This is a genomic window from Mycobacterium europaeum, from assembly GCF_002102155.1.
In the GTDB taxonomy this organism is placed as follows: domain Bacteria; phylum Actinomycetota; class Actinomycetes; order Mycobacteriales; family Mycobacteriaceae; genus Mycobacterium; species Mycobacterium europaeum.
Window position 1 is genome coordinate 1 of sequence record NZ_LQOU01000024.1, and the last position, 20996, is coordinate 20996.

The 20996-nt window shown below is 70.0% G+C and carries 17 protein-coding genes and 1 pseudogene; 13 read left to right on the forward strand and 5 right to left on the reverse strand.

What is annotated here, in order from left to right:
* From dnaJ to dnaK, 3 genes are all read right to left on the reverse strand, one after another.
* Positions 1 to 1167: molecular chaperone DnaJ (gene dnaJ / locus AWC03_RS11805; RefSeq protein ID WP_085240660.1), on the reverse strand; the 1167-nt coding region annotated here is incomplete at its 3' end.
* A 50-nt stretch (positions 1168 to 1217) separates the two neighbouring features.
* A complete protein-coding gene (gene grpE, locus AWC03_RS11810; protein WP_085240661.1) occupies positions 1218 to 1859 on the reverse strand; it encodes a nucleotide exchange factor GrpE in 642 nt (213 codons plus the stop codon).
* A complete protein-coding gene (dnaK, locus tag AWC03_RS11815; protein ID WP_085240662.1) occupies positions 1856 to 3715 on the reverse strand; it encodes a molecular chaperone DnaK in 1860 nt (619 codons plus the stop codon). Before dnaK ends, grpE begins: the two co-directional genes overlap by 4 nt.
* Positions 3716 to 4086: 371 nt before the next feature.
* Between dnaK and AWC03_RS11820 the strand changes: the two genes are divergently transcribed.
* On the forward strand, positions 4087 to 5511 hold the full coding sequence (locus AWC03_RS11820; RefSeq protein ID WP_085240663.1) for an amino acid permease: 1425 nt from the start codon (positions 4087 to 4089) through the stop codon (positions 5509 to 5511).
* Positions 5512 to 5522: 11 nt separating this feature from the next.
* Here the strand turns inward: AWC03_RS11820 and AWC03_RS11825 are convergent, their stop codons facing one another.
* Positions 5523 to 6086, reverse strand: coding sequence for a nucleotidyltransferase family protein (locus AWC03_RS11825; protein ID WP_085240664.1), 564 nt, complete (start codon positions 6084 to 6086; stop codon positions 5523 to 5525).
* A gap of 51 nt (positions 6087 to 6137) precedes the next feature.
* Here AWC03_RS11825 and AWC03_RS11830 point away from each other — a divergent pair, with 51 nt between their 5' ends.
* From AWC03_RS11830 to AWC03_RS11845, 4 genes are all read left to right on the forward strand, one after another.
* The gene (locus AWC03_RS11830; protein ID WP_085240681.1) at positions 6138 to 8486 is read left to right on the forward strand and encodes a xanthine dehydrogenase family protein molybdopterin-binding subunit; all 2349 of its coding nucleotides are present in this window, start codon (positions 6138 to 6140) and stop codon (positions 8484 to 8486) included.
* The gene (locus AWC03_RS11835) at positions 8483 to 9370 is read left to right on the forward strand and encodes an FAD binding domain-containing protein (protein ID WP_085240665.1); all 888 of its coding nucleotides are present in this window, start codon (positions 8483 to 8485) and stop codon (positions 9368 to 9370) included. The genes AWC03_RS11830 and AWC03_RS11835 overlap by 4 nt, the downstream gene beginning before the upstream one ends.
* Entirely contained in the window at positions 9363 to 9848 is a 486-nt protein-coding gene (locus AWC03_RS11840) for a (2Fe-2S)-binding protein (protein ID WP_085240666.1), read from the forward strand. The genes AWC03_RS11835 and AWC03_RS11840 overlap by 8 nt, the downstream gene beginning before the upstream one ends.
* Positions 9849 to 9997: 149 nt before the next feature.
* A complete protein-coding gene (locus AWC03_RS11845; protein WP_420845668.1) occupies positions 9998 to 10546 on the forward strand; it encodes a hypothetical protein in 549 nt (182 codons plus the stop codon).
* A gap of 30 nt (positions 10547 to 10576) precedes the next feature.
* On the opposite strand, the gene AWC03_RS11850 is transcribed toward AWC03_RS11845, so the two are convergent.
* Complete coding sequence (locus AWC03_RS11850; RefSeq protein WP_249025866.1) at positions 10577 to 11107, reverse strand: DUF488 domain-containing protein; 531 nt, start codon at positions 11105 to 11107, stop codon at positions 10577 to 10579.
* A 41-nt stretch (positions 11108 to 11148) separates the two neighbouring features.
* Here AWC03_RS11850 and AWC03_RS28215 point away from each other — a divergent pair.
* The 8 genes and pseudogenes from AWC03_RS28215 to AWC03_RS11885 form a co-directional block, all read left to right on the forward strand.
* A pseudogene (locus AWC03_RS28215) lies at positions 11149 to 11838 on the forward strand (BadF/BadG/BcrA/BcrD ATPase family protein); the annotation flags it as partial.
* A 138-nt stretch (positions 11839 to 11976) separates the two neighbouring features.
* On the forward strand, positions 11977 to 12879 hold the full coding sequence (gene murQ / locus AWC03_RS28220) for an N-acetylmuramic acid 6-phosphate etherase (protein WP_420845669.1): 903 nt from the start codon (positions 11977 to 11979) through the stop codon (positions 12877 to 12879).
* A gap of 297 nt (positions 12880 to 13176) precedes the next feature.
* On the forward strand, positions 13177 to 14352 hold the full coding sequence (locus AWC03_RS11860) for a putative alpha/beta hydrolase (RefSeq protein WP_085240669.1): 1176 nt from the start codon (positions 13177 to 13179) through the stop codon (positions 14350 to 14352).
* Positions 14353 to 14362: 10 nt separating this feature from the next.
* The gene (locus AWC03_RS11865; RefSeq protein WP_085240670.1) at positions 14363 to 14923 is read left to right on the forward strand and encodes a hypothetical protein; all 561 of its coding nucleotides are present in this window, start codon (positions 14363 to 14365) and stop codon (positions 14921 to 14923) included.
* A gap of 34 nt (positions 14924 to 14957) precedes the next feature.
* A complete protein-coding gene (locus AWC03_RS11870; RefSeq protein WP_085240671.1) occupies positions 14958 to 15641 on the forward strand; it encodes a hypothetical protein in 684 nt (227 codons plus the stop codon).
* A gap of 46 nt (positions 15642 to 15687) precedes the next feature.
* Positions 15688 to 16203 (forward strand): hypothetical protein, encoded by a 516-nt coding sequence (locus tag AWC03_RS11875; RefSeq protein ID WP_090420069.1) that lies wholly within the window; start codon positions 15688 to 15690, stop codon positions 16201 to 16203.
* 55 nt (positions 16204 to 16258) lie between these two features.
* Positions 16259 to 17983, forward strand: a complete 1725-nt coding sequence (locus tag AWC03_RS11880; protein ID WP_085240673.1) for an Hsp70 family protein — start codon at positions 16259 to 16261, stop codon at positions 17981 to 17983.
* A 126-nt stretch (positions 17984 to 18109) separates the two neighbouring features.
* Entirely contained in the window at positions 18110 to 20974 is a 2865-nt protein-coding gene (locus AWC03_RS11885) for a (Fe-S)-binding protein (RefSeq protein ID WP_085240674.1), read from the forward strand.
* Positions 20975 to 20996 lie beyond the last annotated feature (22 nt).

Genomic DNA, 20996 nt, shown 5'->3' on the forward strand with positions numbered 1-20996 from the left:
CGCCCATCCCGCCCGGGGATCGAACCCGCTGGCCCGCTCCGCGGCCGCGTAGGCCTCCAGCGCCTCGGCCGCGGCGCCCTCCACGTTCGGCGGCACGGCGACCTTGACGGTGACCAGCAAGTCCCCGTTGCCGCCGCTGCGCTTGGGGACGCCCCGCCCACGCACCCGCAGGATGCGGCCGTCGGAGGTGCCCTTGGGCACCCGGACGCCGACCTTGCCGTCCAGCGTGGGCACCGAAATCGTTGAGCCCAAGGCCAATTCGGTGAAGCTGACCGGAACGGTCACGGTGAGGTCGTCGCCGTCGCGGCCGAAGACCTTGTCCGGCCGCACGTGCACGGTGACGTACAGGTCGCCCGACGGGGCGCCGCGCAAGCCGGCCTCGCCCTGTCCGGGCAGCCGGATGCGCTGCCCGTCCTCGACGCCGGGTGGAATCCGCACGTTGATGGTGCGGGTGCGGGTGGTGACCCCGGTGCCCTTGCACTCCTCGCAGGGGTGCTCGATGATCGAGCCGCTGCCCCGGCAGTCGGTGCACGGTTCGGAGAACCCGAACGCGCCCTGGTTGCGGCTGATGACGCCGGAACCGTTGCACGTGGGGCACACCTTCGGGCTGGTGCCCGGCCGCGCCCCGCTGCCATGGCAGTTGGTGCACGGCGCCGGGCTGGTCAGCCGCAACGGCATGGCCACGCCCTTGGCAGCCTCGACGAAGTCCAGCTGCGTCTCGGTCTCCAGGTCGTTGCCCCGGCGCGGCCGGCTGGGACGCGCGCCGGCGCCGCGCCCGAACAGGCCGCCGAACAGGTCGCCGATGTTCGCGCCGCCGCTTCGGCCGGCGGCGTCGAACAAATCGTTGAGGTTGAACTCGGCGCCGTCACCGCCGGCACCGAATCCGCCGAAACCGCCCGCGTCGAACCGGCGTCCGCCGAAGCCGCCGCCCGCGAACAGGCGGCGGGTCTCGTCGTACTCCTTGCGCTTGGCCGGATCCGACAACACGTTGTGCGCCTCGGAGACGGCCTTGAATCGCTCGCCGGCGGCGGGATTGTCGGGATTGGCGTCCGGATGCAGGTCGCGCGCCAGCTTGCGGTAGGCGCGCTTGATCTCTTCGGGACTGGCGTCAGAGGAGACGCCCAGCTCCTTATAGAAGTCCTTTTCGACCCATTCTCGCTGGGCCATGTCGCGTCACCCCCTCCCACCTTTCTGTTGTGTTGTGCTGATTGTGTGGTCTATTCACCGGACGCGCCGGGCTTATCGTCCGATCCGGCCGCCTCGGCCGCCGCGGAACCCTCGTCCTCGACCGTGTCCACGACGCCGACCAACGCGTGCCGCAGGACCTGGTCGCCCAGCTTGTAGCCCTGCCGCATGACCGTGCCGATCACCGGCTTGGAGCCGCCGTCGCCCTCGTGCTGCACGGCCTCGTGCAACACCGGGTCGAAGTCCTCGCCCTCCTCGCCGAACGCCGTCAGACCGAGCCCGGTCAGGGCGCTGTCGAGCTTGTCGGCCACCGACTTCAGCGGGCCGGACTCCAGGTCGCCGTGTTTGCGCGCCCGCTCGAGATCGTCGAGCACGCCCAGCAATTGGGTGACCACGGCGGCCTTGGCCCGGTCGGCCGCGGCCTGCTGGTCGCGCAGCGCGCGCTTGCGGTAGTTGGCGAAGTCGGCCTGAACCCGTTGCAGGTCGGCGAGCAACTCGGTGGCCTTGCCGGCCTCCTCGGGGCTTTCGCCGGCGAACTCGTCGGCCGGCGCCGCCTCGCCCGACGTTGCGCCGGGCGAGGCGTGCCGTACTTCACCGGTCTGCGGGTCGATCCGCCGCTTGTCGGTGACGGTCACCTGCTCCTGTGGATTGGCCTCTTGATTTCCCTGGGTCACTTGGACTCCCGGTCGTCGTCGACCACCTCCGCGTCCACGACGTCATCGGCGGAACCGGACGGGCCTCCGGCGGCGTCAGCGCCGGCCCCACCGGCCGCTTGAGTGGCCTCGTAGATCGCCTGACCGAGAGCTTGGGACTCCTGGCCCAGCTTCTCCATCGCCGCCTTGATCGCGGAGATGTCGGTGCCGCCCAGCGCGGTCTTGGCCTCGGCGATCGCGCCGTCGACCTTGGACAGCGTCTCCTCGGGGACCTTCGACCCGCCCTCGGCCTCGCGCTGGTCGGAGACGAACTTCTCCGTCTGGTAGACCAGCGACTCGGCCTGGTTGCGGATGTCGGCCTCCTCGCGACGCTGCCGGTCCTCCTCGGCGTGCGCCTCGGCGTCCTTGATCATCCGGTCGATCTCCTCCTTGGACAGGCCGGAGCCCTCCTGGATCTTGATCGTGTTCTCCTTGCCGGTGCCCTTGTCCTTGGCGGTGACGTGCACGATGCCGTTGGCGTCGATGTCGAAGGTGACCTCGATCTGCGGCACGCCGCGCGGGGCCGGCGGGATGCCGGTCAGCTCGAAGGAGCCGAGCAGCTTGTTGTGCGAGGCGATTTCGCGCTCACCCTGGTAGACCTGGATCTGCACCGACGGCTGGTTGTCGTCGGCCGTGGTGAAGGTCTCCGACCGCTTGGTGGGGATCGTGGTGTTGCGCTCGATGAGCTTGGTCATCACGCCACCCTTGGTCTCGATGCCCAGGCTCAGCGGCGTGACGTCAAGCAGCAGAACGTCTTTCACCTCGCCCTTGAGGACACCGGCCTGCAGCGCGGCACCCACGGCCACCACCTCGTCGGGGTTGACGCCCTTGTTGGGCTCCTTGCCACCGGTCATCTCCTTGACCAGGTCCGACACCGCGGGCATGCGGGTGGAACCACCCACCAGCACCACGTGGTCGATCTCGGAGACCGAGATGCCGGCGTCCTTGATCACCGACTGGAACGGCTGGCGCGTGCGGTCCAGCAGATCCTGGGTGATGCGCTGGAATTCGGCGCGGGTCAGCTGCTCGTCGAGGAACAGCGGGTTCTTGTCCGCGTCGACGGTGATGTAGGGCAGGTTGATCGAGGTGCTCTGCGAGCTCGACAGCTCGATCTTGGCCTTCTCGGCGGCCTCACGCAGCCGCTGCATCGCCATCTTGTCCTTGGTCAGGTCGATGCCGCTGGTGCCCTTGAACTTGTCGACCAGCCAGTTGACGATCCGGTCGTCCCAGTCGTCCCCACCGAGGTGGTTGTCACCACTGGTGGCGCGGACCTCGACCACGCCCTCGCCGATCTCGAGCAGCGAGACGTCGAAGGTGCCGCCGCCCAGGTCGAAGACCAGGATGGTCTGTTCCTTCTCGCCCTTGTCCAGGCCGTAGGCCAGCGCGGCCGCGGTCGGCTCGTTGACGATGCGCAGCACGTTCAGGCCGGCGATCTGGCCGGCTTCCTTGGTCGCCTGCCGCTGGGCGTCGTTGAAGTACGCCGGCACGGTGATGACGGCGTCGGTGATGTCCTCACCCAGGTACGCCTCCGCGTCGCGCTTCAGCTTCATCAGCACGCGGGCGCTGATCTCCTGCGCGGTGTACTTCTTGTCGTCGATCTCGATGGACCAGTCGGTGCCCATGTGCCGCTTGACCGAACGGATCGTGCGGTCGACGTTGGTCACCGCCTGGTTCTTGGCGGGCTGGCCGACGAGCACCTCACCGTTGCGCGCGAACGCGACGATGGACGGGGTCGTCCGTGAGCCCTCGGAGTTGGCGACGACGACGGGGTCACCGCCCTCGAGAACTGCGACGACGGAGTTGGTGGTCCCGAGGTCGATACCGACCGCACGAGCCATAGTGATTCCTCCTGATTGAGTAGAGCCTTCTTTGGTGCCACTATGCTGAGTGAACCCCGCTCAAGAGTCTCCCGGACCGCACGGTGGTGTCAACCCAGGATTGAGTCTGGTTCGCTCAACTTGTCGATCATGCTAACGGCACGCGCCGCCGTCTTGTTCCCGGGGGCGGACCGATTCGGAATGACCCGGTGTGCCATGAGGGCGTGTGCCGTGCACACACGGCGGAAATCGCGGCGAAATCCCGCCTCGAGCGCACACTGAGCGCCGTCAGCGCACTCGGGAGCCGCCGGCGCCGGCGGCCACCGAGCGACCGCGTCGGCGCATCGGTGGGTTAGCCTGAGCCTTTCCCGGAGCCGACACGGCAGGACTCAATGCCACTGCAAGACACCGCCGCCGCGCGGCTCACCCGCGAAGAGTCGGGCTATCACAAGGCACTCAAGCGCCGTCAGGTGCAGATGATCGCCCTGGGCGGGGCCATCGGGACCGGCCTCTTCCTGGGCGCGGGCGGGCGCCTGTCGTCGGCCGGCCCGGGGTTGTTCCTGGTCTACGGCGTCTGCGGCATCTTCGTGTTCCTGATCCTGCGCGCGCTGGGCGAACTGGTGCTGCACCGCCCGTCGTCGGGATCGTTCGTGTCCTACGCCCGCGAGTTCTTCGGCGAGAAGGTGGCCTTCGCGGCGGGCTGGATGTACTTCATCAACTGGGCCATGACGGGGATCGTCGACACCACCGCGATCGCGCACTACTGCCACTACTGGAAGGCGTTCCAGGTCGTCCCGCAGTGGACGCTGGCGCTGATCGCGCTGGTGGTGGTGCTGGCGATGAACCTGATCTCGGTCAGGCTCTTCGGCGAGCTGGAGTTCTGGGCCGCGCTCATCAAGGTGGCGGCGCTGGTGACGTTCCTGATCGTCGGGACGGTCTTTCTGGCCGGCCGTTACAAGATCGACGGCCAGGACACCGGCGTCAGGATGTGGGACGCCCATTCCGGGATGCTGCCGGCCGGCGTGGTTCCCCTGGTCCTGGTCACCTCGGGGGTGGTGTTCGCCTACGCCGCCGTCGAGCTGATCGGCATCGCCGCGGGCGAGACGGCCGAACCGGAGAAGATCATGCCGCGGGCGATCAACTCGGTGGTGTTCCGGATCGCGGTCTTCTACGTCGGATCGACGGTGTTGCTGGCCCTGCTGCTGCCCTACACCACCTATCGGGCCCACGTCAGCCCGTTCGTCACGTTCTTCTCCAAGGCGGGTTTCGGCGGGGCGGGCACGCTGATGAACCTGGTGGTGCTCACCGCCGCGCTGTCCAGCCTCAACGCCGGGCTGTATTCGACGGGCCGGATCCTGCGGTCGATGGCGATCAACGGCAGCGGCCCGAAGTTCACCGCGCCGATGTCGAAGAACGGCGTGCCGTACGGCGGGATCCTGCTGACCGCGATCATCGGCCTGTTGGGCATCGTCCTCAACGCGGTGGAACCCAGCCAGGCCTTCGAGATCGTGCTGCACATCGCCGCGACCGGCGTCATCGCGGCTTGGGCGACCATCGTGGCGTGCCAGCTGCGGCTGCACCGGCTGTCGACCGCGGGGACGCTGCGGCGGCCGCACTTCCGGATGCCGCTGGCCCCCTACAGCGGGTACCTGACCCTGGCCTTCCTGGCCGGGGTGCTGGTCCTGATGATGTTCGACCGGGAGCAGGGCCCGTGGATGCTCGGCGCGCTGGCGATCGGCATCCCCGCCCTCTTCGGCGGCTGGTTCCTGGTCCGCCACCGGGTCAGGGCCGCGGCGGAGGCCGGCGCGGCCGGCTGAGGTCCGGCGGTTCAGGGCTCGTCGACGTCCTGGCCGCCGGCGAGATCCGTGCAGTCGACCTTCTCGACGTCGCGCCGGGTGCGCAGGTATGCGCCGGCGCCGTCATCTCCGGAGATGCGCGAGAGGACCTCGGGCCAGTGCCGGCGCGCGATCACCACCGGATGCCCCGGCCGGTCGCCGAACACGGCGCGCGCCAGGCCGCTGGCCGACCCCACCGCGCGGTCGACGACGCGTGCCACCACGGCGGCGCCGACGTCGGGGGTGTCGATGACGTGCAGCACCGCGTAGTCCGCCCCCATGCGGTCGGCCTGGCCCAGACCGGCGCGCACCGAGGCGCTCAAACCCTCGCGCCAGTCGGGCGCCACGATCGTCGTGACCCCGGCCGGGGCCGCGACCTGCGCCGCGCCCAGTACCAGGACGACGCCTGCACAACCGCCGTCCTGCAGCGCGTCCACCGCGACCTCGAGCCAACCGTCGACCAGCACCTTCGGCTTGCCATAGCGGCTTCCGGCACCCGCGGCCAGCAGGACCCCGACGATGCGCGGCGCGGGGCCGATGGACTGCGATAACGGCACTCTCCTATGATGACATTGAGCTTCTCGCACAGCGACAACGATGGAGCGTCGATGACTCAGGACGTGCAGGCGACCACCGCCGGCCCGGTCACCCCGGCGCCCCGCTACGCCGGCACCCGCGTCCAGCGGGTGGAGGACGCCCGGCTGCTGACCGGCCGCGGCAGCTTCGTCGACGACATTTCGCGGCCCGGGATGCTGCACGCCTGCTTCGTGCGCAGCCCGTTCGCGCGCGCGGCGATCAACGGCGTCGACGCCTCGGCCGCGCTGGCGCTGCCCGGGGTGCGCGCGGTGTTCACCGCCGCCGACCTCAACCCCGAGGTGAAGGAGGCGTGGCATGCCGTCGCCGGCAAGGACGTCGCGGACACCCCGCGCCCGCCGCTGGCCGAGGGCGAGGCCAAGTTCGTCGGCGACCCGGTCGCGCTGATCGTCGCCGAGAGCCGCTACATCGCCGAGGACGCGCTCGAACTCGTCGACGTCGACTACGAGCCGCTGCCCGCGGTCACCGACTTCACCCGCGCGCAGGACTCCGAGGTGCTCGTGCACGACGCCTACCCGAACAACGTCGCGGGCGGCATGGGCGGGGCCCCGCCGGACGAGGAGCTGTTCGCCAACGCGCCGCATGTCGTCAAAGCGCACATCTACCAACAGATCTACGCACCGGTGCCGATCGAGACCCGCGGCCTGGTCGTCGAATGGACCGCCGCCACCGGGGAGCTCACGATGTGGGCGTCCACCCAGACCCCGCATGAGCTGCGCGCGTTCTGCGCCCGGCTGTTGGGCATTGCGGCGCAACGGGTTCGGGTCATCATGCGCGACACCGGCGGCGGCTTCGGCCAGAAGGTCGTGCCGATGCGCGAGGACATGTGCGTCATGCTCGCCGCTCGCAAGGTGCCGGCCGCGCTGAAGTGGATCGAGGACCGGCGCGAGAACCTGATGTCGGCCGGGCAGGCCCGCCACGTCGACGGCACCGCGCGGATGGCGTTCGACGGCGAGGGCAACATCGCGGCGGCCGACATCGACTTCGTCCAGGACATCGGCGCCTACCCGACGCCGTACCCGGTGCTGACCACGGCCGCCATCGGCATGTTCTTCCCCGGCCCCTACCGGGTGCCCAAGGCCAGCTTCAACTACAAGACGGTGTTCTCCAACACCAGCGGGCTGGCCGCCTACCGCGGCCCCTGGCAGTACGAGACGCTGGCCCGCGAGATCCTGCTCGACATCGCCGCCCGCAAGATGAACGTCGACCCGGTCGAGCTGCGCCGCCGCAACCTGTTGCGCCGCGACGAGATGCCGTACGTCAACCCCAACGGCATGCCCTACGACCACGTCGCCCCGATCGACACGTTCGAGCAGGCGGTGAAAATCCTTGACCACGAAGGGTTTCGCAAGGAGCAGGCCGAGGCGCTGGCGCGAGGCCGCTACCTGGGCCTGGGTTTCTCGGCCTACATCGAGCCCACCGGCGCGGCGACCGGCCACCTGGCCACCGAAGGGGCCACCATCCGCATGGAGCCGACCGGCAAGATCAACGTGTACGTCAACGGCGGCTCCAGCGGAAACAGCATCGAGACCACCGTCGTGCAGCTGACCGCCGACGCGCTGGGCGCCGACATCGACGACGTCGCCACCATCCAGGGCGACACCGCGATCACCCCGTACGGCGCCGGGACGCAGGGCAGCCGCAGCGCACCGATGACCGCCGGGGCGGTCAACGAGGCGGGGGCCATCCTGCGCGAGAAGATCGTGGCGCTGGCCGCCCACCACCTCAAAGTGCCCGAGGCGCAAGTGGATCTGGCGTTTTCGGTCGCCAGCGTGCGGGACGACCCGGGCACGTCGGTGTCGTTCGCTGAGCTGGCCTACGTGGCGTACTACTCGCCGCAGCAGCTGCCGCCGGGGCTGTCGACCAACCTGGAGGCCACCGCCCGGTTCAACTCGACGAACCCCATCCACTGGTCCAACGCCACGCACGCCTGCACCTGCGAGGTGGACGTGGCGACCGGTAAGGTCACGCTGCTGCGCTACATCGTCAGCGAGGACGTCGGTCCCATGATCAACCCGTCGGTGGTCGAGGGCCAGATCGCCGGCGGCACGGTGCAGGGCATCGGCGGCGCCCTGATGGAGGACATGGTCTACGACGACGACGGCAACCCGCTGGCAACGACTTTCGTCGACTACCTGCTGCCCACGGCCACCGAGGTGCCGCCGATCGAATTCGGGCACGTCGAGATCCCCGGGCCGGGGCCGGGCGGCTACAAGGGCGCCGGCGAGGGCGGGGCCATCGGCTCGACGCCCGCGGTGATCAACGCCATCAACGACGCGCTCGCACCGCTGGGCGTGACGATCACCCGGCTGCCGGCCAGCCCGGCGTCGATCGCCGCCCTGCTGGAAGGGGTGCAACGGTGAAGCCTGCGGCATTCGACTACCACCGTCCGGACGACATCGACGACGCCGTGGGGCTGCTGGCCGAGCTGGGCGACGACGCGAAGATCCTGGCGGGCGGCCAGAGCCTGGTGCCGATGCTGGCGATGCGGCTGGCCTACTTCGACCACCTCATCGACGTCTCTCGGCTGCCCGGGCTGCGGGGCATCGACCGCAGGGGCGACGAGCTGTGGATCGGCGCGGGCACCACCGAGACCACCGTCGGCGCCGATGCGCAAGTGCGCCAAGATGTTCCGTTGTTGACCAGGGTGACCCCGTTCGTCGGGCATTTCCAGATCCGCAACCGTGGCACCCTCGGCGGGTCGATCGCCCACGCCGACGCCGCCGGCGAATACCCGGCCGTGGCCCTGACCCTGGATGCGGTGATGGAGGTGCAGTCGCCGCGCGGGTGCCGCGAGATCGCGGCCGCCGACTTCTTCGCCGGGGTCTGGGAGACCACCATGGATCCCGACGAGGTACTGACCGGGGTGCGGTTCCCGGTGTGGGACGGCAGATCCGGGTTCGCGGTCGAGGAATTCTCGCGCCGGCACGGTGATTTCGCGATCGCGGGTGCGCTGGTCGCCGTCCAGCTCGACGACCGGGATCGAGTCTCGCGCTGCGCGATCGGCCTGCTGGGCATGGGGTCCACGGTCCGGCGTGCGACGGCGGCCGAGGTGGCGGCGGTCGGCAGGCCGGTCGGTGAGCTGGTGCCCGAGGAGATCGGTGAGGCGGCGATGAGCGGGCTCGACGACGTTCCCAACGACCTGCAGGGCTCGGCGTCGTACCGGTTGAAGGTCGGCGCGGCGATGGCCACGCGCGCCTGGACCCGAGCGACGGCCGAAGCAGCCACGGGGGCAAGCGATGCGTGAACACCCAATCGAACTGTCGGTCAACGGGACTCCGGTCACGGCGGCCGTGGAACCGCGGATGACGCTGGCGGACTTCCTGCGGGACAGGTGCGGGCTGACGGGCACCCACCTGGGCTGCGAGCACGGGGCGTGCGGGGCGTGCACCGTGCTGCTCGACGGCGACGCCGTGCGCTCGTGCCTGATGTTCGCGGTGCAGGCCGACGGGACGGAGGTGACGACGGTCGAAGGCGTCGCCGCACCGGACGGCACCCTGTCGCCCGTGCAGTCGGCGCTCCGCGAGTGCCACGGGCTGCAATGCGGCTTCTGCACGCCGGGTTTCGTGATGTCGCTGACCGCGCTGCTGCGCGACAACCCCGACCCCAGCGAGCACGAGATTCGCGAGGGCCTGTCGGGCAACTTCTGCCGGTGCACCGGTTACCAGGGCATCGTCGCCGCGGCCCGCCGGGCCGCCGAGACCCAGTCGGTCACGCGGCGATAAAGCTTCCCCATCGGCGCGGCATCGTGGGCGCGCGGTTGCCGGGGGTTTCGCCGCTTCACGCGTAATCTGATTTCCCGGTATCGGGTGATCATCGGGAGTGACGCGTGCGGTTTTCGCAAAGGGCACGGTGGAGCCTTGCCGGTGGATCCCTGCTGATCGCGCCGGTGTTGATCAGTCCCGCACTGATCGACGCCTGTTCCTCCACCATCGCCGGCCGGCCGGTCGCGGCGCCGGGCGCCGGCCCGGTCGAACCCACGTTCCCCACACCGAGGCCGACCACGGTCCCGTCGGCGCCCACCGCCAGCCCCGCCCCCGGCCTGCCGACCACGCCGGCCAACCCGACCGCACCGGCCGGCGCCATCCCGCTGCCGCCCGACCAGAACGGTTACGTGTTCATCGAGACCAAGTCGGGCACCACGCGCTGCCAGATCAACAAGGACACCGTGGGCTGCGAGGCGCCGTTCACCAACTCACCCCTGCAAGACGGCGAACACGCCAACGGCGTGAGCGTGGACTCGGGCGGCAAGGTGCAGTGGGTGCTGGGCAACCTGGGCGCCATCCCGACCGTCCAGATCGACTACAAGACCTACAACGCCGCGGGCTGGACGATCGTCGCCACCGCCGACGGCACCCGGTTCACCAACGACCGCACCGGCCACGGCATGTTCGTCAGCCTCGACAAGGTCAACACGTTCTGAAGGCCAAAGTCCGGCCTGGCGACCGCCGGATCAGCCGTCCCATACCAGGAGGCCGTCCGGGCGGCGGCGAGCACCTTCGGCGGGGCGGTGGGGGGTGAGGCGGCCGTCCGGCATGAGGTGCCGTACCGGCACTGCGCGGCCGAGCTCCGCTACGTCGGCGATCAGCCGCCGGTGGCAGCGCCACCAGACACTCTCGCTGCACATCACCGCGGTGGTGCGCCGGGCGGCGTCGGCCAAGACGTCGTCCAGCGCGGTGACGAACTCCGGCGTCCGGGTGTACGCCGCGTACGCCCGGAATGCGGCCACCTCCCACCAGCTGTCCGGCTCCTGTTCTCCGGCCGCGATATGACGCCGCCCGCCCAGGCGGGGCTCCCACCGGTAGTCGATGCCGCGTTCGGGCAGCCAGCATTCCAGGGCCTCCCGCCGCACGTCCGGATTCGTCCGACTGGCCGGATATCGCCGCACATCCACCACCAGCGCAATCCCGGCGCCGGCAAGCAACTCCGCCAGCCGCTCACGGCCGGCTGTCCCGTGCCCCACGGTCAGCAACGCCCGCCCCACTAGACCAGTTTCGCTCGACACACTGCCCGGGCCGATCAAGGATGGGTGCGGTGATCCTCGCCGTCGACTTGGGTAAGACGTCGTGCCGGGCGTCGGCATGCGGCCGCAGGGCGGAGGGGCCGGGCGCGCCGGGGCTCGCGGCGCCCGGCGGTGTGCGCGCCGCCGAGGCGGCGATCCTGCCCTTGGCCAACGAATTGGCGCGCGAGCTGGGCGCGGTCGACGAGGTGATCGTGGGCGCCGCCGGGGCGCTGGCGGCGCCCGATGCGGCGCGTGCGCTGGGCGATGCGCTGCTGGCCTCGCTGCGCGCCGAGCGCGTCGCGGTGACCAGCGACGCCGTGATCGCGCATGCCGGCGCGCTGGCCGGGGAGCCGGGCGTCGTGCTGATCGCGGGCACCGGGGTGGTGGCGCTCGCCATCGACGCGCACGGCGCGCTGCGGACTGCCGACGGCTGGGGCCCGTGGCTGGGCGACGAGGGTGGCGGCGGGTGGATCGGCGCCGCCGGGTTGCGCGCGGCGCTGCGCGCGCACGACGGCCGCGGCCCGGCCACCACGCTGCTCGACGCCGCCCGCGCCCGCTTCGGCGCGCCGGAGACCTGGCCCGCGCGGCTGACGGATGCCGCCGCGCTCGCGTCCTTCGCACCCGACGTCCTCGCCGCGCAGGGCGACGCCGCCGCGCTGGCGATCGTCGGCGCGGCGGCTGAGGCGCTCGCCGCCACGGCTCGCGCGGCCGGGGACGGCCCGGTCGCGATGGTCGGCGGGCTGGCCGGGTTCACAGCGCTGCGTGAGCGGCTCGACCTCGTCCCCGCCGCCGGCGACGCGCTCGACGGGGCGCTGCGGCTGGGGGCGATCCACGAGCCGCACGTGATCCGCGTGCGGGCGGCGCCGAAAACCTTTGCCGGGCAAGGGCTCGACGCGCTGGCCACCGAAGCCGTGCGGCCAGGCCTGCACGACCTCGACGCGCGGTCCATCGGGGAGGTCGTCGCGCTGCTGGTCGCCGCCGAGGGCGACGCGCACCATGCGGTGGCGGCTGCCGTCCCGCGGATCGCCGCGGCGGCCGAGGCGATCGCCGCGCGGCTCGAGCACGGCGGCCGGCTGATCTACGCCGGTGCCGGAACGCCCGGGCGGCTCGGCGTGCTCGACGCGGCCGAGTGTGCGCCCACGTTCGGCACCGACCTCGTGCGCGGTGTGATCGCCGGCGGGCCGGCGGCGCTGACCGAGGCGGTCGAGGGCGCCGAAGACGAGTTCGACCCCGCCGATCTCGCCGACCTGACCGCCGCCGACGCGCTCGTCGGGATCACCGCGTCGGGGCGCACGCCTTATGTGCTCGGTGCGCTCGAGCATGCGCGCGCGGCGGGCGCGCTGACGGTGGCGATCGTCAACAACCCCGGCAGCGAGGCATCGGCCGACGTGCTGATCGAACTGTTGACCGGGCCCGAGGTGTTGGCCGGCTCGACGCGGCTGACCGCGGGAACGGCTCAGAAGGTCACGCTCAACGCGCTCTCGACGAGCGTGATGATCGCGCTCGGCAAGGCCTACGGACCGCGGATGGTTGACGTGCGGCCGACCAACGCGAAGCTGCGCCGCCGCGCGGTGCGGATGGTCCGCGACGCGGCCGGCGTCGACGAGGAAACTGCGACCGCCGCGCTCGCCGCCGCGGGAGGTCACGCCAAGACGGCGATCGTCGCGCTGCTCGCTGGCGTCCACGCGGACGAGGCCGCCGTCCGCCTCGACCAGGCGCGGGGACGCGTGCGGGACGCCCTCGGTGGGAACTGAGGCGTCAACGCCCGAGGCGCGTTCTGACGGCATCGACAAGGTCGTCACGTTCTGACGGCCGGACTGTTCCCGGCGTTGAGGCATTCTTAACGCTGCCTGCCCGACTCTCGCGCAGATCTGGAATACGACATGAATTGCTGAATAAGCCTGCGGTATTAGTATTTCCCACGAGCAGTGCAGGGGGTGAGATGCGAGCGGACACACGTTCGCGCCGGCGCTTGGCCAAGGTGTCGCGCGAAATGCCGGCCGTGGCCCCAGCAGGTTTGACCAACCGCAGGGCAACCAGCTGACGACGCCATGCAACTCCTCTACATCAGCGCCCCCGCACTGATCGGCGCAGCCGGTGGAGACCCCTGGGCGATCAACGCAAGCCTGCAGGCGGGCAGTCCCTCGCAAATCTCCAGCCTGGCCGAGGCGTTCCATCGCGCTGGTCGATGCACGGCGGAGGCCGACCATGCGTTCGAGCAAGCCCGCGCCCGGTTCGACGCCGCCTGGAATCACCAGGATGGCGATCATCCGATCAACGACTCCGACGAAGTCCAGCGGGTGACGAAAGCCCTTGGGGCGCAGTCTTTACAATTACCGAAGATCGGCGCGGACCTGGAGAACATCGCCGCGACATTGGCCGAAGCGCAGAAGACCGCGGCCGGGAGAATCGCGTCGCTCGAAGCCGAATTGGAGAACCTCGACGAGCTGATCGCTGAAGCCGACGAGATGGAAGACGACGGGGACCTCAGCGCGGCCGATTACGATGCGCTCGAAGCGTTTATCGCCAAATGTGAGGACGACGCCGTGCGCGCCACCAAGGACGCGCTGGGCCAACTGCAAGCCACGCGCGACGGTTATTCGAAGTCCTTCCAGAACGCGTTGGGAACTCTGCATGCCGATGGATATGACTTCTTAGCTTCCCCGACGGGCCCGGGCCCGGCACCGGGCGACCAGCACGGTGGTCCCTCGCTGGCACCGACGCCTGCGGATGTGGCGATCACGGGTGCCGGTGCGGTCGCCGGTGGTACCGCCGACGGTGTCCGCCAGGCAACCACCAACTTGATTGCCGAATCCCCCGGTACGGGGCCCGGCAAAGCCGATCCCGGCTTATTGAGATGGCTGGAAGATGCGAAGGTCGGCGGAGTCGAACTTCCGGGATTCACCCGTATCGGCGGGGCGGTTGGTGCAGCCAGCGCGATACCGGCCGTCATGTCCGACATTCATGACGGCAACTCGGTGCCCGAGGCCGTCACCCGAGAGGGGGTAGGTGTCGCCGCCGGGCTATGGGCGGGCGCGGAGGTTGGAGCAGCGATCGGTTCTGTCGTTCCAGGGGCAGGTACTGCGGTGGGTCTGGTGGTCGGCGCTGCTGCTGGAGCGGCCGCCAGCTACCTGGCATCGAAGGGGGTCGAGGCGGCCTGGCACCCGGTCGCGGATGCGGTCGGTAGTGCGGTGCACAGCGTGGAATCGGTCTTCGGTTTCGCATAGGACATGTTCGATGCGATTCGATGAGTTCGTGCAGAAGTCGGGTGTCTCGGTAAGCCCGGTTGACCGGTTTGTCGGTTTTGTGGTGGAGGTGGGCGTGCCGCCGGGTTGGGAGCCCTTCGACTCGGCGGTCGGGGCCCGTGTGTGGGTCTGTCGCAACGATCCGTGTATCGAGGTGTTCTGCGCTAACGCGGTATTGACGATGCATTGCGTCGACGAACCTTTGGACACCGGTGACGTGTTCGCCATGCTGGTCGAGCAGCAGTTACAGTCGGTGCCGGGCTCTGTTGAGCTGCGCCGTCAACTCGCTGCAGCCACCGAGGGTCCCGGAATCGTAGGGTTGCTCGCAATGCAAATCGCGCATGAACTCGGCACCGTCGACAGCGTGTCACGATCCCGCATCATCACAACCGAACAGCAGACACTGATCGCCCAATTGACGGTCACCGCATTACATGATTCACCGGTGGATCGGACACAGATCTGGCTTAAAGTCCTGCGCGGCCCGGTGGCAATCCCGGCACCCACCGGTCAGCGCCGGCGCCCAATGAACGCAACGCGAGACGGCCAGTGATGGCGGTGGCGGGGTGAAAGGCCGTCGGGGGCGCGTGCTCCGCTACTGCTTCGGAGGTTTTCTCTTCCTAACGGCGGGCATCAACGTGCTGATCGGATCAGCGTGGTACCTGTGCCTCGGGGTCGGTGTGGCCGGCGGCATTATCGTCGTCGGGCGGCGCCGGATATTTCGCGCCGCGGTCAGCCGCTCCGGGGACGCGATCGTCTGCCGCTACATTCCCTGGTACGAAGGGAATGCCTACAGCACGCTGGTGCTGATCCCGCTGATGGGGGTCGCCTCTCTTGCGGCGGGGTATGCGCCCGGCAATCCGACGTGGCTTCGTGTCACGGGCATCATCGTCTTGGGGGTGACCCCGCTGACCCTCTACGGCGTCGTCCACATGTGGCTTCGAAGTCTGCTCTGCATAACCCCCTCGATGTTGACGGTACGGTTGGCTGAGCGTCGAAGTGAGTTGATGGAGATCCGGCGTGAGCTGGTTGAGTCGATCGAGCCCAAGCCCACTCCGCAGCCGGCAGGCGGTGAGTGGTTGCAAGTCGGCATTACTTACCGCCCCGTGGATGCTGGCGGAGTCGCCACCACGACCGTGGTACTCGGGCTGCGACTGAGTGTTGAACCGATCAACCTGATCAATGCACTAATCGCCTGGAAAGATGGCAACGGCGACAGCCCGAGCGAGCTGCTGGATCGGATCGAGGGCATTCTGCGAGGCGCGTTCTGACGGCGGGCTCAGGAGCTTGGCAGGTGGGGCCAGTACCATCGGTGCCGTGGAACGCAAAGGCCCACCCGACGATTTCCACGAGCAGGCGACGCATCATGCCGACTACGGCATGGCCGACCCGCCCACTTCCGGCGAAGTCCCGCTGTACCCGCCCGACGCGCCCGGACAGGCCGACGCCTTCGATGATCTGGAGAGCGAGCCCACCCCGTGGTATCGCAAGCCTCCGCTGCTGATCGCCTGGCTGGTGTTCGTCGTGATCCTGCTCGGGCTGATCGCCTACGGCATCACCGAGCTGCTGAAGGGCGGACAGGGCACCAGCCCCACCCCGAGCACCAGCAGTACGAGTTCGACAACGACCACCACCACCACGCCGACCACCACCACCACGACACCGACCACCAGCAGTGCGGTCGAGGCGCCGGCGCAGCAGCCGACACAGCAGCCCACCCGCCAGCCGACGCAACAGGCGCCGACGCACCGGCATCACCTGCCGGAGCTGCCTTCGGTGATCACGATTCCCGGGGTGCCCACGGTGATCACGGTCCCGCCCGGCCTGCGCTGACCCCGTCGGCCGCTATGGTGAGGACCACCGGGCGATCGGAAATGGGGTGCGGGGCATGAGCGAGTCGCTCGGACTGTCGATCGGTGCGGCCAACCTGGTGGCGGCCCGCGCGGGCAGCGCCCCGGTGGTTCGCAGTGCGGTGTTGACCCTCTTCGAGCACCGGCCGACCGAAGTTGGCCTGCCGGAAGAAAACCCGAACCTGACCGGGGACGGGATGGTGCTGCGCGGCTTCGTCGAGCGCGTCGGCGACCGGGCCCCTTTGGTGGCGCCCGACGGGACGAAGTACCTCGGCGAGGTGCTCACGGTCGAGGCGATCGAGGCCATGGCCCGCACCGTGGGCTACGGCGCCCCGATCACCATCGCCGTGCCCGCGTACTGGTCCGACGCCCAGTTCAGCGCGCTGCGTGACGAATTCTTCGCCCAGCCGGACCTGGCCCGCGGCGGCGTGTCGCCGGTGCTGGTGTCCGACGCCACCGCCGCGCTCGCGGCGCTGCGAGGCAGCCCGGGATTCCCGCGCGCGGGCGTGGTCGCATTGTGCGATTTCGGCGCGAGCGGCACCAGCGTCACCCTGATGGACGCCGGATCCAACTTCGCCCGCATCGGCCCGTCGGTGCGGTACGCGGATTTCTCCGGCAACGCGGTCGACCGGCTGGTCCTGGGCCGCCTGCAAGCCTCCGATGACACCATGGCCGACCTGGGCGGCACCATGCGGATCGGCGCGCAGGCCCGCCTGCTCGCGGAATGCCGGCGCGCCAAGGAGCAGCTGTCGACCGCCGCGACGGCCTCCGTCGCGGGGGTGCAGCTGTCGCGCGCCGAGCTGGAGCGATTGATCTCCGAACCCCTGGACCGATTCCTGGGAGCCCTCGAGGAGACGTTGCGCCGCAACGGAATTGCGACGGGCAGGCTGGCCGCGGTGGCAAGCGCCGGCGGCGGCGCCGGCATCCCGCTGGTCGCCGCGCGGCTCTCGGAGCGTTTTCAGGTGCCCGTGCACTCCGCACCGCAGCCCGCGGCGAGTGCCGCCGTCGGCGCGGCGGCGCTCGGCGAGCAGCAGGCGGCGGCCGGTGCCGCGGCGGCGGGGGCCGGTGCCGCGACGGCGGCGGGGGGCGTCGTCGAAACGCCGACCGAGATGGTCGGCACCGCCGGAATCGACATGACCCAGGCCGCGTGGGCAGCGCGCGCCACGGACGTCGACGGCGCCTTGGCCTGGTCCCAGGACACCGACGGCGCCGACGAGCCGGTGCCCTACACCGGGCGCGACGCCACCGGCGAGTACACGGACGAGGCAAAGGATTTCGACGCCGGCCCCGACGAGCGGCGCCCCGCCCAGGAGGCCGGGCTGCCCTGGTACAAGCGCACGGCGCTGGTCCTCAGCGTCGCCGGCGCCGTGGCGGCGATGCTGGTGGCCATCGTGTTGGCTCTCACCCTCGGCAAGTCCAAGCCCGCTTCGGTCAGCCCCACACCGGCCCCCCCGCAAACGTCGCAAACCGTGACCATCACCGGGCCGGACAACAGCACCACCGTGACGGTCCTCCCACCGCCACCGCCCCCACCGTCGTCGTCGTCCGAACCACCGCCCGCAACGACGACGACCGAGCCGCCGACCACCACCACGACCACGACGACGGCTCCGCCGACAACGACGACCACCACGACGGCCCCGCCGACGACGACCACGACCGCCGCGCCCACGACGACGTCGCAGGCGACCACCTCGGCCGCGCCGCCCACCACGACCCGGTTGCGGCCGCTGCTGCCCTTCGTGCCCCAGCCCCGGCCCTGACGCGGATAACCTCCGAAGTTAGGGCAGCCTTTCTCGCGGCGGAAGCTGCGGAGATGTAACTATGAGCAGGGCTAAGCAGGCAAACAAAACGCAGGCTGAATCAACAATGCATTGGGGAGACCTTCGGTGACGACGCAGATGCTCATCAGACTGGTCGTGGGCATGGGCATGACGCTGGTCGTGGCCGCACTCGCTGGCCGCCGCGTCCTGTGGCTGTTCAAGCTGGTCACGTCCGGCAAGCCCGCCCCGGGGCACACCGACGAGCCCGGCAAGCGAATCTGGGCGGAGGTCTCCGAGGTCTTCGGGCAGCGCCGGCTGCTCAAGTGGTCGCTTCCCGGCCTGGCGCACTTCTTCACCATGTGGGGCTTCTTCATCCTGCTGACGGTCTACATCGAGGCGTACGGGCTGCTGTTCCAGGACAACTTCCACATCCCGATCATCGGGCGCTGGGACGCGCTGGGCTTCCTGCAGGACTTCTTCGCCACCGCCGTCTTCCTGGGCATCACGACGTTCGCCATCATCCGGCTGCGCACCGAACCCAAGGAGTACGGCCGCTCGTCGCGGTTCTACGGTTCGCACACCGGCGGCGCCTGGCTGGTGCTGTTCATGATCTTCAACGTCATCTGGACCTACGTCCTGGTGCGGGGCTCCGCGGTCAACAACGGCACGTTGCCCTACGGCAACGGCGCCTTCCTCTCCCAGCTGTTCGGCGCGATCCTGCGTCCGCTGGGCCAGCCCGCCAACGAGATCATCGAGACGACGGCCCTGCTGCTGCACATCGCGGTCATGCTGGCGTTCCTGATCATCGTGCTGCACTCCAAGCACCTGCACATCTTCACGGCGCCCATCAATGTCATCTTCAAGCGGCTGCCCAACGGGCTCGGTCCGCTGCTGCCGCTGGAACACGACGGCAAGCCGATCGACTTCGAAAACCCGCCCGACGACGCCGAATTCGGCCGCGGCAAGATCGAGGACTTCAGCTGGAAGGCCATGCTGGACTTCGCCACCTGCACCGAGTGCGGGCGCTGCCAGTCGCAGTGCCCGGCGTGGAACACCGGCAAACCGCTCTCTCCCAAGCTCGTCATCATGGACCTGCGCGACCACTGGATGGCCAAGGCGCCCTACATCCTCGGCGACAAGAACGCGGAAACACTCGAGGGTCTCGACCTCGAAACGGTCCACCAGGAGGGCCACCACGTCCCGGAGTCCGGGTTCGGCCGGGTGCCCGGGCACGGACCGGAGCAGGCCGCCCGCCCGTTGGTCGGCACCGCCGAACAGGGCGGCGTCATCGACCCCGACGTGCTGTGGTCCTGCGTGACCTGCGGTGCCTGCGTGGAGCAGTGCCCGGTGGACATCGAGCATGTCGACCACATCGTCGACATGCGCCGCTACCAGGTGATGATGGAGTCGGAGTTCCCCTCCGAACTGTCGGTGCTGTTCAAGAACCTGGAGACCAAGGCCAACCCGTGGGGCCAGAACGCCGCTGACCGCACCAGCTGGATCGACGAGGTGGACTTCGACGTCCCGGTCTACGGCGAGGACGTCGACACCTTCGACGGCTTCGAGTACCTGTTCTGGGTGGGCTGCGCGGGCGCCTACGACGACAAGGCCAAGAAGACGACCAAGGCCGTCGCCGAGCTGCTGGCCATCGCCGGGGTGAAGTACCTGGTGCTGGGGACCGGCGAAACCTGCAACGGCGACTCCGCGCGCCGCTCGGGTAACGAGTTCCTGTTCCAGCAGCTGGCCGCCCAGGCCGTCGAGACCCTGGACGGCGTCTTCGAGGGCGTGGAGACGGTCGACCGCAAGATCGTCGTCACCTGCCCGCACTGCTTCAACACGCTGGGCCGCGAGTACCGGCAGTTGGGCGCGAACTACTCGGTGTTGCACCACACCCAGCTGCTCAACCGGCTGATCCGCGACAACAAGCTGGTGCCGGTGACGCCGGTGTCGCAGGACATCACCTACCACGACCCGTGCTACCTCGGGCGCCACAACAAGGTCTACGAGGCGCCGCGCGAGCTGATCGGGGCCGCGGGGGCGACGCTCACCGAGATGCCGCGCCACGCCGAGCGCAGCTTCTGCTGCGGCGCCGGCGGCGCGCGCATGTGGATGGAAGAGCACATCGGCAAGCGGATCAACCACGAACGCGTCGACGAGGCCCTGGCCACCGGGGCGTCCACGATCGCCACCGGCTGCCCGTTCTGCCGCGTGATGGTCACCGACGGCGTCAACGACCGCTCCGAGGAGGCCGGCCGCACCGGCGTCGAGGTGCTCGACGTCGCCCAGATCCTGCTCGGGTCGCTCGAGTACGACAAGGCGACCCTGCCCGAGAAGGGCACGGCCGCAAAGGAAGCCGAAAAGCGGGTGGCTCAGGCGCCCAAGGCCACCGCGACCGTCGAGGCACCGGCCAAGGAGGCCGAGGAGGCACCCGCCGAGGCAGCCCCGAAGGCGGAGGCCGCCCCCAAGGGCGAGGCGGCCGCGCCGGCCGCCCCCGTAAAGGGGCTCGGCATCGCGGGCGGCGCCAAGCGTCCCGGCGCCAAGAAGGCCGCGCCCGCCCAGGCCGAGGCCAAGACGGAAGCGGCCCCGGAGTCCGCCGCCGCGCCCGCGGCCCCGGTGAAGGGGCTCGGCATCGCAGGCGGCGCCAAGCGTCCCGGCGCCAAGAAGGCCGCGCCGGCGGCGCAAGCACCCAAAGCCGAGGCACCCAAGGCCGAGGCGGCGCCCGCGGCCGAGGCCAAGGCCGAGGAGGCCAAGGCGCCCGCGGCGCCGGTCAAGGGGCTCGGCATCGCCGCCGGGGCGAAGCGCCCCGGCGCCAAGAAGGCCGCGCCGGCAGCGGAGGCACCCAAGGCCGAGGCGCCCAAGGCCGAGGCGGAGCCGGAGCCCGCGCCGAAAGCGGAGCCGGCAAAGCAGGCCGACGGCGACGGCGCTCCGTCGGGGCCGCCGGTCAAGGGGCTGGGTATCGCGCGCGGCGCCCGCCCGCCCGGCAAGCGCTGACCTGTGATTTCATCACTTGACA

Excerpts from the sequence above, each read along its gene's own strand:
- dnaK (WP_085240662.1), bottom strand. The coding sequence starts at position 3,715 with ATGGCTCGTGCGGTCGGTATCGACCTCGGGACCACCAACTCCGTCGTC.
- AWC03_RS11820 (WP_085240663.1), top strand. The coding sequence starts at position 4,087 with ATGCCACTGCAAGACACCGCCGCCGCGCGGCTCACCCGCGAAGAGTCG.
- AWC03_RS11830 (WP_085240681.1), top strand. The coding sequence starts at position 6,138 with ATGACTCAGGACGTGCAGGCGACCACCGCCGGCCCGGTCACCCCGGCG.
- AWC03_RS11840 (WP_085240666.1), top strand. The coding sequence starts at position 9,363 with ATGCGTGAACACCCAATCGAACTGTCGGTCAACGGGACTCCGGTCACG.
- AWC03_RS11860 (WP_085240669.1), top strand. The coding sequence starts at position 13,177 with ATGCAACTCCTCTACATCAGCGCCCCCGCACTGATCGGCGCAGCCGGT.
- AWC03_RS11865 (WP_085240670.1), top strand. The coding sequence starts at position 14,363 with ATGCGATTCGATGAGTTCGTGCAGAAGTCGGGTGTCTCGGTAAGCCCG.
- AWC03_RS11880 (WP_085240673.1), top strand. The coding sequence starts at position 16,259 with ATGAGCGAGTCGCTCGGACTGTCGATCGGTGCGGCCAACCTGGTGGCG.